Origin of the sequence: Mesorhizobium sp. YIM 152430 (assembly GCF_029210365.1) — a bacterium.
Lineage (GTDB): Bacteria > Pseudomonadota > Alphaproteobacteria > Rhizobiales > Rhizobiaceae > Aliihoeflea.
On record NZ_JARGES010000041.1, the window covers coordinates 130,264 to 142,807 of the forward strand.

The 12,544-nt window shown below is 63.1% G+C and carries 15 protein-coding genes; 5 read left to right on the forward strand and 10 right to left on the reverse strand.

From position 1 onward, the window contains the following. The first annotated feature begins 55 nt into the window (after window positions 1-55). From PZ895_RS12070 to PZ895_RS12080, 3 genes are all read left to right on the forward strand, one after another. Window positions 56-871, forward strand: coding sequence for a mechanosensitive ion channel family protein (locus PZ895_RS12070; protein WP_275839256.1), 816 nt, complete (start codon window positions 56-58; stop codon window positions 869-871). A 46-nt stretch (window positions 872-917) separates the two neighbouring features. Further along, entirely contained in the window at window positions 918-1,361 is a 444-nt protein-coding gene (locus PZ895_RS12075) for a LysM peptidoglycan-binding domain-containing protein (RefSeq protein ID WP_275839235.1), read from the forward strand. A gap of 92 nt (window positions 1,362-1,453) precedes the next feature. After that, the gene (locus tag PZ895_RS12080; protein WP_275839236.1) at window positions 1,454-2,692 is read left to right on the forward strand and encodes an MFS transporter; all 1,239 of its coding nucleotides are present in this window, start codon (window positions 1,454-1,456) and stop codon (window positions 2,690-2,692) included. 59 nt (window positions 2,693-2,751) lie between these two features. Here PZ895_RS12080 and PZ895_RS12085 read toward each other — a convergent pair whose 3' ends face one another. From PZ895_RS12085 to rpoZ, 10 genes are all read right to left on the reverse strand, one after another. Beyond that, a complete protein-coding gene (locus PZ895_RS12085) occupies window positions 2,752-3,270 on the reverse strand; it encodes a PaaI family thioesterase (protein ID WP_275839237.1) in 519 nt (172 codons plus the stop codon). Continuing rightward, window positions 3,267-4,028: a DNA repair protein RecO gene (gene recO, locus PZ895_RS12090; RefSeq protein WP_275839238.1), complete on the reverse strand. Its 762-nt coding sequence runs from the start codon at window positions 4,026-4,028 to the stop codon at window positions 3,267-3,269. The genes PZ895_RS12085 and recO overlap by 4 nt, the downstream gene beginning before the upstream one ends. An 18-nt stretch (window positions 4,029-4,046) precedes the next feature. Then, on the reverse strand, window positions 4,047-4,967 hold the full coding sequence (era, locus tag PZ895_RS12095; RefSeq protein ID WP_275839239.1) for a GTPase Era: 921 nt from the start codon (window positions 4,965-4,967) through the stop codon (window positions 4,047-4,049). Next, window positions 4,964-5,677: a ribonuclease III gene (gene rnc / locus PZ895_RS12100; protein WP_275839240.1), complete on the reverse strand. Its 714-nt coding sequence runs from the start codon at window positions 5,675-5,677 to the stop codon at window positions 4,964-4,966. Before rnc ends, era begins: the two co-directional genes overlap by 4 nt. Next, window positions 5,677-6,420, reverse strand: coding sequence for a signal peptidase I (lepB, locus tag PZ895_RS12105; protein ID WP_275839241.1), 744 nt, complete (start codon window positions 6,418-6,420; stop codon window positions 5,677-5,679). The genes rnc and lepB overlap by 1 nt, the downstream gene beginning before the upstream one ends. A gap of 83 nt (window positions 6,421-6,503) precedes the next feature. After that, complete coding sequence (acpS, locus tag PZ895_RS12110) at window positions 6,504-6,914, reverse strand: holo-ACP synthase (protein WP_275839242.1); 411 nt, start codon at window positions 6,912-6,914, stop codon at window positions 6,504-6,506. Then, window positions 6,911-7,444, reverse strand: coding sequence for a DUF2062 domain-containing protein (locus PZ895_RS12115; RefSeq protein WP_275839243.1), 534 nt, complete (start codon window positions 7,442-7,444; stop codon window positions 6,911-6,913). Before PZ895_RS12115 ends, acpS begins: the two co-directional genes overlap by 4 nt. Window positions 7,445-7,642: 198 nt before the next feature. Then, on the reverse strand, window positions 7,643-8,218 hold the full coding sequence (gene pyrE / locus PZ895_RS12120) for an orotate phosphoribosyltransferase (RefSeq protein WP_275839257.1): 576 nt from the start codon (window positions 8,216-8,218) through the stop codon (window positions 7,643-7,645). Window positions 8,219-8,234: 16 nt separating this feature from the next. Further along, window positions 8,235-10,463, reverse strand: a complete 2,229-nt coding sequence (locus PZ895_RS12125) for a bifunctional (p)ppGpp synthetase/guanosine-3',5'-bis(diphosphate) 3'-pyrophosphohydrolase (protein WP_275839244.1) — start codon at window positions 10,461-10,463, stop codon at window positions 8,235-8,237. A gap of 108 nt (window positions 10,464-10,571) precedes the next feature. After that, complete coding sequence (rpoZ, locus tag PZ895_RS12130; RefSeq protein ID WP_275839245.1) at window positions 10,572-10,970, reverse strand: DNA-directed RNA polymerase subunit omega; 399 nt, start codon at window positions 10,968-10,970, stop codon at window positions 10,572-10,574. 232 nt (window positions 10,971-11,202) lie between these two features. On the opposite strand from rpoZ, the gene PZ895_RS12135 reads away from it, so the two are divergent. Further along, window positions 11,203-11,787: an NYN domain-containing protein gene (locus tag PZ895_RS12135; protein WP_275839246.1), complete on the forward strand. Its 585-nt coding sequence runs from the start codon at window positions 11,203-11,205 to the stop codon at window positions 11,785-11,787. Continuing rightward, window positions 11,784-12,467 carry a uracil-DNA glycosylase gene (locus PZ895_RS12140; RefSeq protein ID WP_275839247.1) on the forward strand — a complete coding sequence of 228 codons (684 nt, stop codon included), beginning with the start codon at window positions 11,784-11,786 and terminating at the stop codon, window positions 12,465-12,467. Before PZ895_RS12135 ends, PZ895_RS12140 begins: the two co-directional genes overlap by 4 nt. The last annotated feature ends 77 nt before the right edge of the window (window positions 12,468-12,544 follow it).

Here is a 12,544-nt window from a genome sequence, read left to right on the forward strand (position 1 = left end):
GGGGATGGAATCACCAATGGACGAACTTGAAATCCGAGCCGCCGAAGCGCTGACCATGACCGAATTGGCGCTGCGTGAGGCAGGCGCGCTAATCGGCGCCTATTCGCTGTCGTTCCTCGGCGCGCTCGTCCTTCTTGTCATCGGCTATGTCGCGGCCGGCATCTTCGAACGCTGGCTCCATACCGGGCTCGGGCGGGTCAAGGGTTTCGACGAAACGCTGCGGCGTTTTCTCTCCAGGGTGCTGCGCTATACGATCCTGGTCCTCGTCGGCGTCACGGTCCTGGCACAGTTCGGCGTTCAGACCACGAGCATCATCGCCGCACTCGGCGCCATTGGCCTTGCCATCGGCCTCGCCTTGCAAGGTACGCTGCAAAATATAGCCGCCGGCATCATGCTTCTCGTCCTCCGCCCCTTCCGCGTCGGCGAATTCATCACCACGCCGACCATCTCCGGCACTATCGAGGAAATCGGCCTTTTCGCCACCGAACTGCGTGGCGTGGACGGGCTCTACATCTTTGCGCCAAACAGCCTGCTCTGGAACGTGCCGGTCACCAATGCCACCCGCAATCCACTGCGGCGCACCGAACTGGCGCTCACCATCGCCTATGGCGACGACGTCGCGACTGCGCGCCAGGTCCTGCTCGATCTTGCGGCCAATGAAAAGCGCATCCTCGAGGAACCGGCGCCCGAAACCTTCGTCGCAACGCTTGGCGACGCGGCCGTCGGCGTCACGCTCCACTACTGGACAGCAACGGCCGATTTCTGGAAGACCAAGATCGACATGACGCAAAAGGCAAAGAGCGCCTTCGAGGCAAAAGGGCTGACCATCCCCGTCGCTCCGCGTCTCCTGCCGCGCGCGCCATCACAATAGGCGGAGGGCAGGTGCAAATCGGCACTGCGCGCCATAGATTGCTTTGATGAACCTTGCCCGCTTCGCCCTTGCCGGAATGCTTTCGCTGCCCGCCATCGCCGTCCAACCGGCATTTGCCTGTCCCGATCGGATCACGATTTCGCGCGGCGACACGCTGTCGGCGGTCGCTCGAGCCTGCGGCGTGAATGTCGAGAGGCTGATGCAGGCCAATCCCGGCCTGCGGCCGAACCACCTGCAACCGGGCATGATGATCGACGTGCCACCCGCCGGCGCGTCTTCCCGGCAGATCCCCTATAACCGCCCGCGCGTGACGGTGGCACCGCCAATCGCGCAGACAGGCCCCGGCATCCAGACGCCGACCAACATTCCGCTAAGGGAATTCAGGCGCGAGCGACCGGTCTATTTCGATCCGACGCGCCCGCCTCTGCCCGGCCAGGTGCCGCTTCCCGGCCAGCCGGGCTCGCCCGGTTGGCCTCTCCCGCAACGCTGACCAATCAGCGGAATTGAACGATCCATCGTTTCAATTCGTTTCCGTTTGAACAATCGCTCGGCTAGTCTGCGCCATCAATCGAGAAGCGCGCCATGACCACGATCCCCGCCGACCGCCCTGCAAAACGATCCGTGCCGTGGCTCCTCATCGTCTGCGGCTGCATCATCGCCGGCATGGCGTTCGGGCCGCGCTCGGCGATGGGCTTTTTCCAATTGCCGATGCTGGCCGAGAAAGGCTGGGACAGGACGACCTTCGGCCTCGCCATGGCGATCCAGAACCTGCTCTGGGGCCTCGGTCAGCCGGTTTTCGGCGCCATCGCCGACCGCTACGGGACATGGCGCGTGCTCTCCTTCGGCGGGCTGCTCTATGCTGCCGGCCTGGCATTGATGGCCACCGCAGACACGCCGACCATGCTGCACATTTCGGGCGGCGTTCTCGTCGGCCTCGGCGTCGCGGCCAGTTCGTTCTCGATCGTGCTCGCCTCCTTCGGCCGCAACACGCCGCCCGAAAAGCGTTCCGTCGTCTTCGGCATCGGAACGGCTGCGGGCTCTGCCGGCATGTTCGTCTTCGCGCCCGTCAGCCAGGGCCTGATCGACGCCTATGGCTGGTCCGACACGCTGATGATCATGAGCGCGATGATGCTCCTGATCCCCATCCTGGCTATCCCGCTCGTCGGCAATTCCAGGACGGGGTCGGTGCCGCAGGCGCAATACGAACAATCGATGGGAGCGGCATTGCGCGAAGCCTTCGCGCACAGGAGTTACCTCCTGCTCGTCTCGGGCTTCTTCGTCTGCGGCTTCCAGGTCGCCTTCATCACCGCGCATTTCCCCGCCTATATCGGCGATCTCGGCATCGATGCGCGCTATGCCGTTCTGGCGCTCGCCTTCATCGGCTTCTTCAACATCATCGGCTCGCTCGCCGCAGGCGTCATCGGCCAGAAATATTCAAAGCCGATGTTTCTCGCGCTGATCTATATCGGCCGCTCCATCGCCATCACGGCCTTCCTCATCCTGCCGCAGACGCCGACCGCCGTCATCGTCTTCTCGATCGTGATGGGGCTGCTCTGGCTTTCGACCGTGCCGCCGACGAACGCGCTGGTCGCGATCATGTTCGGCACGCGCTATCTCGGCATGTTGGGCGGACTGGTCTTCCTGTCGCACCAGATCGGCTCGTTCCTCGGCGTCTGGCTCGGCGGCTATCTCTATGACGCCTTCGGGTCATACGACCCGGTCTGGTGGCTGGGCGTCGCGCTCGGCATCTTCGCAGCCATCGTCCACTGGCCGATCGCCGAGCGGCCGGTCGACCGGCCGGCTCTGGCGCCCGCGGAGTAGGCTCTTCAATTGCGCATGATGTCGTCCGAAAGCCGGCAACCACTTTTCAACATCATGCGCTACCTTGCCGCCAGATTCGCGATCGGAAAGATCGCGCAGGTTTCGGTGCCGATCGCCAGCAGCTTGCCATTTGCATCCGTCAGGCGCGCCTCGGAGACGGCCAGCGTGCGGCCCTTGCTGACGACCTTGCCCTCGCAGGTGACGACACCGGTCTTCTCGCTGATCGGGCGGAGGTAATTCACTTTCATCTCGACGGTCGAATAGCCTTCGCCCTTCGCGAGCAGCGTGTGAATCGAGCAGCCGAGCGCGGAATCGAGCACCGTCGCAGCCCAGCCGCCATGGACCGAACCGAGCGGGTTGAAGTGCCGCGCACCCGGCATTCCCTTGAAGACGGCTCTCCCCTCGCCGACTTCGACCAGCGCGAAATTGATGCGGGCGGCGATCGAGGGCGCCGGGTATTCGCCGCTTACGACGCGCCGCAGCAACTCCAGGCCCGAATAAATTTCGACATCCGCATGGGGAATGGTGCCCAGTCCACGCGGAACGACGTGGCCGGGAAAGATTTCGACTGCGGTCATGCGGCATTTTCTCCGTTATGCGATGGGATCCTGGCGAGCGCCTTCCTGAGCGCGGCGATGAACCCGATGCGGGCATCGGGTTCGTCCATGCCGCGCGGCTCGTAGATGTGGCGGGCAAGAAAGAAGCCGGTCAGCTTGAAGGCGTCGGCGATCGCCGCCTCGTCGCCCTGCCGTTTCGAGCCGCGTTGCAGGAACTCGGGCAGCGCCAGAAGCTTGTCGCGCCAGGGTTCGCCCGCCCCGCGCGAGACCGCTCTGCCGGTCTTCGGCGAGACGTAGACGAGACCCTCGCGCGCGCCGGTCGCGGCGCAGCGCTGGAGGTCGAGACCGAAGCCGAGTTCTTCCAGCACCAGAAGCTCGAAGCGGACGACGAGTTCGGCCGCATCCTGTGGTTCGCGCAGATGGTCGAGGACCACCGCCAGCGTCTCGTAGAGGCCCGAATGCGGATCGCGCTCCGGCAAAAGACGCAGATGCGCGGCCAGAAGTTGCAGGCCGTAGATGCTGGCGGCGTTGTCCATGAACTGCGCCGCCTTGAGTTCCACTGGCTCGACCGCGAAGAAGCCAAGATGCTCGTCCAGCCGCGCGCGCCAGACGAGTTCGACGCGGTTGCCGGCTTGCAGCACCGGCTGCATCCTGCGCGAACGCCCGCCGCGCACGAGGCCGAGATGGCGGCCGTGATCGCGCGTCATCACCTCGAGAATGACGCTCGTCTCGCCATGCCGGCGCGTTCCAAGGATGATGCCGTCGTCATGCCATTCCATCAGGCGACGTTCGACGCGTCAGCGGGGAAATTCAAGTCCCATCTCGCGATAGCGCTCGGGATCGTTGATCCAGTTCTCACGTACCTTCACAAATAGAAAGAGATGGACCTTCTGCTCCATGATCTCGGCCAGTTCCTCGCGCGCAGCCTGACCGATGGCGCGGATCGTCTCGCCCTTCTTGCCGAGCACGATCTTCTTCTGGCTGTCACGCTCGACATAGATGACCTGATCGATCCTGACCGATCCGTCCTTCTTTTCCTTCCAGCCCTCGGTCTCTACATGCGAGGAATAGGGCAGTTCCTGGTGGAGGCGCAGGAAGACCTTTTCGCGCGTGATTTCGGCGGCAAGCTGGCGCATCGGCAGGTCGGAAATCTGGTCCTCAGGATAGTACCAGGGGCCTTCCTGCGCCGCGTCGGCGAGATAGTCGAGCAAATCCGTGCAGCCCGAGCCGTTGAGCGCGGAGATCATGAAGACGCGCTCGAACCGGACCTTCTCGGTCGCCTTGGCGGCAAGGGCCAGGAGATCCTCGCGCTTCACCTGGTCGATCTTGTTCAGGATCAGGATCTTCGGCTGGCGGACATTTTCCAGCCGTTCGAGGATCGTTTCCACATCGCCGCGAATACCGCGCTCCGCGTCGATCAGGAGGGCGATCGTGTCGGCGTCCTTCGCGCCGCCCCAGGCGGTCGTCACCATCGCCTCGTCGAGGCGGCGGCGCGGCTTGAAGATGCCGGGCGTGTCCATGAACACGATCTGCGAACGCTTGTGTGTGGCGATTCCGCGCACGATGGCGCGCGTGGTCTGGACCTTGTGGGTGACGATCGACACTTTGGAGCCGACGAGCTGATTGAGGAGCGTCGACTTGCCGGCATTGGGCGCGCCGATGAGCGCGACGAATCCCGAACGGGTCGGACCCTCGGCATTGGCAGATTCGTCGTTCATCGTGTCTCGTCCTTCCAGACGCCTTCGCGCTTCAATATGGCCGTTGCCGCCGCCTGCTCGGCCTCGCGCTTGGAGCGGCCCTGCGCCTGCCCCGGCGCCATGCCCTCGATCAGCACGCTGACCGTGAAAACGGGATCATGATCCGGTCCTTCGCGCCTGTCCACGCGATAGACCGGCGAAACCTTCACGCGTTGATGCGCCCATTCCTGCAACTCGGTCTTGGCGTCGCGCCGTCCGGCCGCCTCGCCCCTGGCGCGCTTGGCCCATTTGGCGAGGATGAACCCTTGCACCGCTTCCAGCCCTTTTTCGAGATAGATCGCCGCGATCAGCGCCTCCATCACGTCGGAGCGCGTGTTGATCCGCTTCTTGCCGGACAGCGAACCGAACTCGGCACCGGTGCGGATCAACGGCGTCAGGCCGATCTCGTCGGCAAGTTCGGCCAGCGTCTCGGCATTCACCAGCCCGTTCAGCCGCACCGAAAGCTCGCCTTCGTCGGCATCGGGATGTGCCTCGAACAGCATCTGGGCGATCACCAGCCCGAGCACGCGGTCACCCAGGAATTCAAGCCGCTCGTAATGTTCGGATGCGCCGGACTGAACGCTCGCATGGGTCAGCGCGCGCAGCAGCCGATCATGATCGGCGAGCGCGATGCCCGTGATCTTTTCGACAGCGACCGCGAGCGCCACGCCGTCGCTATTCGCCCGCGCCATCACTCGACGGAATTGAGCAGGCGTGAGAAGCGCAGTTCGCTCGGCCAGCGCCAGATTTCGAGCGGGCTCGCCCCGCCCGACATGGAAAAGAAGATGATGTTGGCGCGGCCGACGAGGTGATCGGCCGGCACGTAACCGACCGAGAACCGGCTGTCGGTCGAATTGTCGCGGTTGTCGCCCATCATGAAATAGTGGCCTTCGGGCACCTGAAACTCGCGCGTATTGTCGCCGATGGAATTGGGCGACAGGTCAAGCGTGTCGTAGGAGACGCCATTCGGCAGGGTTTCGCGCCAGACTTCGACGGGGCGGGCCATCTCGGTAATGTCGGGATTGTCGAGTTCGTCCACCAGTTCCCGCTGAATGGCTTCGCCATTCAGAAAGAGCTGGCCCTCGCGCATCTGCACGGTGTCGCCCGGCATTCCGATCACCCGCTTGATATAGTCGAGCGACGGGTCGGGCGGGAACTTGAACACCACCACGTCGCCGCGCTCCGGCTCCGAACCCCAGATGCGGCCTTCGAACAGCGGCGGCGAAAAGGGCAGCGAATGCTTCGAGTAGCCATAGGCCCATTTGGTGACGAAGAGGTAGTCGCCTTCGAGCAAGGTGGGGCGCATCGATCCCGACGGGATCGAGAATGGCTGGAACAGAAGCGTGCGGATGACGAGCGCCAGAAGCAGAGCCTGCACGATGACGCTGACGGTTTCACCGAAACCGCCGGATTTCTTGTTGTTCTTGTCCGACACGCTGAGATTCTTTCCGTACTTTGCAAGGTGCGGTTCGTCTTAGCGTTTGCAGGCGGCGGCGGCAACGCCGTTGCGTCGCTTCGTCACGCCGCCCGGTCTTCCGGCACGGCTTCGATGATGACGAATGCCTGGGCGAGCGGAAAATCGTCGGTGATCGTCAGATGGATGATGGGGCGGTGCCCATCGGGCATCAAGGCAAGCAGGCGCTTCTCGGCGCCGTTGGTCAGGTGCATCGTCGGCTTGCCGCCGGGCAGGTTGACGACCCCCATGTCACGCCAGAACACGCCGCGCGCAAGGCCCGTTCCGAGTGCCTTGGCACAGGCTTCCTTGGCGGCGAAGCGTTTTGCATACGAGGCTGCGCGCAATCGGCGCCGGTCGGATTTCGTCCGCTCGATTTCGGTGAAGACGCGCTGGATGAAACGGTCCCCGTGCCGGTCAATCGTCTTTTCGATGCGACGAATGTCGATCAGGTCGCTGCCGACGCCGACGATCATCGAGCGGGCTGTGTCAATGCAGGATGGGCGCGCTGACGCGCCTTGTCAGCAAGGCGTTTTCGGCGCTGCTCGCGAAAGAGGCCCACCGCCCAGTAAGTCAGGAGATAGAAGATCAGCCCGCACAAGGCTCCGAGCATCGCCCCGCCCACCGTCATCGGCTTCAGGAGCGGTTCCCACAGAAGTGCAAAATCGAGTTCAGTCAGCACGCGCCCCAGTTGCAGGGGCACGACTTCACCCGGCTCGGTTCCCTGAAGCATGTAGCGGCCAAGCCCGAGCGAGCAGCCCCAGATGAAAGGAAAGGTTATCGGATTGCCGACCGCGGTACCGAGAGCCGAGGCGATCAGATTGCCGCGCATGAGCCAAGCCAGGCCGGCCGCGATGAAAAAGTGGAAGCCCATATAGGGCAGGAAGGAAGCGAATGCACCGGCCGCCACTCCGGCCGCGACCGCATGAGGCGTCGCCGTCAGCCGCAGGACGCGCCGCGAAAAGTAGCGGGCCGATCGTGCGAACGAACGTCGCGGCCACAGCATGACCCGCAACTTCTCACCAAAATCCGCTGTCTTGCGTCGCCTGAAAAGCATTGCCTTTTTGTCTCTCGAAGCGGACCGTTAGCCCGGTTCTGTGATGAGAATATGTACCGTCCCGATTCGTCAGGATATAGGCATGGCGACCGGACAGATACAATCGTCTATCAGCATGTAACGTTTCGTGAATCCGATGGTTGCCGATCAGATATTGCGGCTGCCGGGCTTGACCGCAGGAAGCGCGACGAGTTCCGGGGGGAGTGCGTCAGCCGGATAGGCCGGCACCTCATATTCGGCGAGCGCGACGAGCGGCACCCCGACATCGGCCTTGCCGGCTGATCGGTCGACGATGCAGGCAGCCGCAACGATTTCGGCGCCGAGTTCGCGAAGGCAGTCGACGGTCTCGCGGATCGACAGGCCGGTCGTCACGATATCCTCGACGATGACCACGCGCGCACCCTTTTCGATCTCGAACCGGCGCAGCTTGAAGACGCCCCCCTCCCGCTCGACCCAGACCGCCGGGACGCCCAGATGCCGCGACGTCTCGTAAGCCGGAATGATGCCGCCCACGGCCGGCCCTACGACATAATCGATCCCGCCGGCTTCAGCGCGGATCTTTTCGGCCAGCGCCCTGCACAGGCGCTCGGTCTTGTCGGCGTGCATGAACACGCGGGCCTTTTGCAGGAAGACCGGGCTGCGCAGGCCGGAGGTCAGGATGAAATGCCCCTCCAGGATCGCGCCCGCCTCGCGGAAAATTCCCAATACGTCTTCAGTCTGCATCATGCCTGCGTCTTTCCTATCCGTTCACGCGGCGCACTTCCGAGACGCTCGCATTCTCCTTCAACTGCGACATCAGCCGGTTGAGATGCTTGAGATCCCAGACCTCGAGGTCGAACACCATCTCCGTGAAATCCGGCGCGGTGCGCAGCATGGACAGCGTATGGATGTTGGCGTCGTTGGATGCAATCACCTGCGAGATGTTCGCGAGCGACCCCGGCTCGTTGAGCGCCGTCACCGAAACACGCGCCGGAAAGCGTTCCTTGGTGTCCTCGTCGATGTCCCAGCGCACGTCGATCCAGCGCTCCGGCTGGTCGTCGAAGGCGGTGAGAGAGGGCGACTGGATCGGGTAGATCGTGATGCCGGAGCCCGGATGCATGATGCCGACGATGCGATCTCCCGGAACGGCGCCCTCCGGCGCGAACTTGACCGGCAGGTCGCCGCGCACGCCGCGGATCGGCAGCGCCCCCGCACTGATCCGACGACCGGGCTTTTCCGGCTCGCTCGATCTTGGCATCTGAAACAGCATTCCGGCGGCGTTGCGCAGATTGAACCAGCCCTCCTCGCGCTGGCGAACAGGCTGAACGGCGCGTTCTTCCTTGTGGTCGGGATAGACGGCGCGTACCACGTCCGGCGACGACAATTCGCCGCGCCCGACCGCGGCCAGCACGTCCTCCACATCCTTTCGCGCCAGCCGGTGAAGAACCGGCTTCAGGAGTTCCCTAGAGAACTTCTTGCCCGAGCGCTCGAAGGCGCGTTCGAGGATGCGCGTGCCAAGGCCGGAATATTGCTTGCGGATCGCGTTCTTGGTTGCACGGCGGATGGCCGAGCGCGCCTTGCCGGTCACCACCACGGATTCCCAGGCGGCGGGCGGCACCTGCGCCTTGGAGCGGATGATCTCGACCTCGTCGCCGTTCTTCAATTCGGTCATCAGCGGCATGATGCGGCCGTTGATCTTGGCGCCCACGCAGGTATCGCCGACATCCGTATGGACGGCATAGGCGAAGTCGATCGGCGTCGCGCCGCGCGGCAGCGCGATCAGCCGACCCTTCGGCGTAAAACAGAAGACCTGGTCCTGGAAAAGTTCGAGCTTGGTGTTCTCCAGGAATTCTTCCGGATTGTCGCCTTCCGAAAGCTGCTCGATCGTGTGGCGCAGCCAGGCATAGGCGTTGGTGTCCTTGGAAAGCTTCAGCCCGCCATTTCCCGAAACCGTCGCGCCGTCCTTGTATAGGGTGTGGGCGGCGACGCCATATTCGGCGATGTCGTCCATCTGTCGCGTGCGGATCTGCAACTCCACACGCTGGCGCGAGGGACCGACGATGGTGGTGTGTATCGAGCGGTAATCGTTCTGCTTGGGCGTCGAGATATAGTCCTTGAACCGGCCCGGCACCATCGACCATGTCGTGTGGATGGCGAACAGCGCCCGATAGCAGTCCTCCTCGTCGTCGACGATGACGCGAAAACCGAAAATGTCCGACAACTGCTCGAAGGACAGTGCCTTGGTTTCCATCTTGCGGAAGACCGACCACGGCTTCTTCTGCCGGCTCTTGACCATCGCCTCGATGTCGTACTTCTCGAACAGGACCGACATCGACTTCTCGATTTCGCCGATCACGTCCTTCGAGCGCTCGTAGATGTCGGCAAGCCGCTCGGTGACCGCGCGATGAGCCTCCGGGTTCATGGTGCGGAAGGCCAGTTCCTCCAGTTCCTCGCGCATGTCCTGCATTCCCATGCGTCCGGCCAGCGGCGCATAGATGTCCATCGTCTCCTCTGCGATGCGGACGCGTTTGTGCTCGGGCATGTGGTCGAGCGTGCGCATGTTGTGCAGCCGATCCGCGAGCTTGACGAGCAGGACGCGCACGTCTTCGGCGATGGCGAGGAGCAGCTTGCGCAGGTTTTCCGCCTGCTCGGCCTTCTTGGAGACGAGGTCGAGCTTCTTGAGCTTAGTCAGGCCCTCGACCAGCTTGCCCATCTCCGGGCCGAACAGCGTGTCGATCTCCTGTCGCGTCGCGGAGGTGTCCTCGATCGTGTCGTGCAGGAGCGCGACCGCGATCGTCGCCTCGTCGACATGCATCTCGGTGAGGATCGCCGCCACTTCGAGCGGATGGGAGAAATACGGGTCGCCGGATGCGCGCTTCTGGTGACCATGCTTTTGCATGGCATAGACATACGCCTTATTCAAAAGCGCTTCGTTCACATCGGGCTTGTAGCGCTGGACGCGCTCGACAAGCTCGTATTGCCGCATCATGTGGAACCGGACCCTTCAGACGAAATATGCCGCACCATCATAGCGGCGCGGCATATAAATTAGATAGTCATCAAAAGGCCGAGGCGGAAGACCGCCTAGACGTGCCGATCAGAAATCGTCGCTCTTTTCCGGCGCGACGAGACCCTCGATGCCGGCCAGAAGATCGTCTTCCGACATGCGGTCGAAGGCGATGTTCTCTTCGCTCTCGTCGGTGGCGATGATCGTCTCTTCGCCCGCCTCCCTCGAAAGGGCGGGAGCCTCGGCTTCCGGCTCGTCGACCTCGACATGCTTTTGCAGCGAGTGGATCAGGTCTTCCTTCAGGTCTTCCGGCGAGAGGGTCTCGTCGGCGATCTCGCGAAGGGCGACGACCGGGTTCTTGTCGTTGTCGCGGTCGATCGTGATCGCGGCGCCCTGCGAGATCTGGCGGGCACGGTGGCCGGCGAGCAGAACGAGCTCGAACCGGTTGTCGACCTTGTCGATGCAATCCTCAACGGTGACGCGGGCCATGGGAACGCCCCTTTCATGTCTTCAGGTGTCGGGAGATTGCGTGCTCCATAGCGAAAACTTCGCCTCTTGACAAGCATTGCGAGACGCCGCGTCCACACGATCAAAAATGCTTGAGCCCGGCCACCGCGATGTTGGCATGGCGCGCCATTGCCCATATGTCCTTCTTATATTCCGTTTCGCTTGAATTCGATTTCGCCCTTGGGCGCCAACCATTGCAGCAGGATTGATTGCCATGTTCGACCCGCGCGAAAAGATCGCCCTCTTCATCGACGGCGCCAATCTCTACGCCACCTCCCGAGCCCTGGGTTTCGATATCGACTATCGAAAGTTGCTCACGCATTTCCAGAAACACGGCTATCTCGTTCGCGCCTATTACTATACCGCGCTGATCGAGGATCAGGAGTATTCCTCGATCCGCCCGCTGATCGACTGGCTCGACTATAATGGCTACAAGGTCGTCACCAAACCCGCGCGCGAATTCACCGACGCGATGGGGCGGCGCAAGATCAAGGGCAATATGGACATCGAACTGACGGTCGACGCACTCGAACTCGCTGGCACGGTCGATCATTATGTCATCTTCTCCGGCGACGGCGATTTCCGCTGCCTCGTCGATGCGCTCCAGCGCAAGGGTCGGAAGGTGTCGGTAATCTCGACCATGGCCTCGCAGCCACCGATGATCTCGGACGATCTGCGCCGGCAGGCCGATCACTTCATCGATCTGAATTCCCTCAAGGCCGATATCGGGCGCGAGGGCGCCGAGCGCGTTGTCCGCCGTCCCGCCCCCGAGCCCGTCGACGAAGACGAGTTCGAATGAGCCGCACCGTACCCGTCGAACCTGCGGAGCCCTCGCCCGACTGTCCGCTTTGTCCGCGCCTGCATGATTTCATCGCGGCATGGCGCGCACGCGAGCCGCACTGGTTCAACGCGCCGGTTCCGACATGGCGGTCGAGGGCCGGCGACGACAGCGTGCGACTTCTGATCGTCGGGCTTGCGCCCGGTCTGCGCGGGGCCAACCGGACAGGCCGCCCGTTCACCGGCGACTATGCCGGCGACCTTCTCTATTCGACACTGAAACGGTTCGGCTTCGCCGCCGGCGAGTTCGAGGCCCGACCCGACGACACTCTGGAACTGATCGAGACGGCCGTCACGAACGCCGTGCGCTGCGTGCCGCCGGAGAACAAGCCGGTCGGCGCGGAGATCAATACCTGCCGTCAATTCCTGGTGCCGACTATCGGCCGGTTCGCGAATCTGAAGGCGATCGTGACGCTTGGCTCGATCTCGCACCAGTCGGTCGTGCGCGCGCTCGGCGGTCGCGTCGCCGAACACAAGTTCGGCCATCAGGCGGAAACCGAACTCGGCGGCATCCGCGTGTTCTCCAGCTATCACTGCTCACGTTACAACACGAATACGGGGCGGCTGACGGAAGAAATGTTCGTCGATGTTTTCAGGGATGTGCGGGCGTTCTTGGATGCGGCAGTCGGCAATCGGCAGTAGGCAATCGTCACCAACGATCAGTTCCGACTTCCCATTGCCGACTGCCGACTGCCGACTGCCGACTGCCGACTGCCGAC

Bases quoted from the DNA above. Each gene is read 5' to 3' on its own strand.
- PZ895_RS12135 (WP_275839246.1), top strand. From the start codon at position 11,203: ATGTTCGACCCGCGCGAAAAGATCGCCCTCTTCATCGACGGCGCCAAT.
- PZ895_RS12140 (WP_275839247.1), top strand. From the start codon at position 11,784: ATGAGCCGCACCGTACCCGTCGAACCTGCGGAGCCCTCGCCCGACTGT.
- PZ895_RS12070 (WP_275839256.1), top strand. From the start codon at position 56: ATGACCGAATTGGCGCTGCGTGAGGCAGGCGCGCTAATCGGCGCCTAT.
- PZ895_RS12125 (WP_275839244.1), bottom strand. From the start codon at position 10,463: ATGATGCGGCAATACGAGCTTGTCGAGCGCGTCCAGCGCTACAAGCCC.
- PZ895_RS12080 (WP_275839236.1), top strand. From the start codon at position 1,454: ATGACCACGATCCCCGCCGACCGCCCTGCAAAACGATCCGTGCCGTGG.
- era (WP_275839239.1), bottom strand. From the start codon at position 4,967: ATGAACGACGAATCTGCCAATGCCGAGGGTCCGACCCGTTCGGGATTC.
- rpoZ (WP_275839245.1), bottom strand. From the start codon at position 10,970: ATGGCCCGCGTCACCGTTGAGGATTGCATCGACAAGGTCGACAACCGG.
- acpS (WP_275839242.1), bottom strand. From the start codon at position 6,914: ATGATCGTCGGCGTCGGCAGCGACCTGATCGACATTCGTCGCATCGAA.
- PZ895_RS12085 (WP_275839237.1), bottom strand. From the start codon at position 3,270: ATGACCGCAGTCGAAATCTTTCCCGGCCACGTCGTTCCGCGTGGACTG.
- PZ895_RS12115 (WP_275839243.1), bottom strand. From the start codon at position 7,444: ATGCTGTGGCCGCGACGTTCGTTCGCACGATCGGCCCGCTACTTTTCG.
- recO (WP_275839238.1), bottom strand. From the start codon at position 4,028: ATGGAATGGCATGACGACGGCATCATCCTTGGAACGCGCCGGCATGGC.
- rnc (WP_275839240.1), bottom strand. From the start codon at position 5,677: ATGGCGCGGGCGAATAGCGACGGCGTGGCGCTCGCGGTCGCTGTCGAA.
- PZ895_RS12075 (WP_275839235.1), top strand. From the start codon at position 918: ATGAACCTTGCCCGCTTCGCCCTTGCCGGAATGCTTTCGCTGCCCGCC.
- pyrE (WP_275839257.1), bottom strand. From the start codon at position 8,218: ATGCAGACTGAAGACGTATTGGGAATTTTCCGCGAGGCGGGCGCGATC.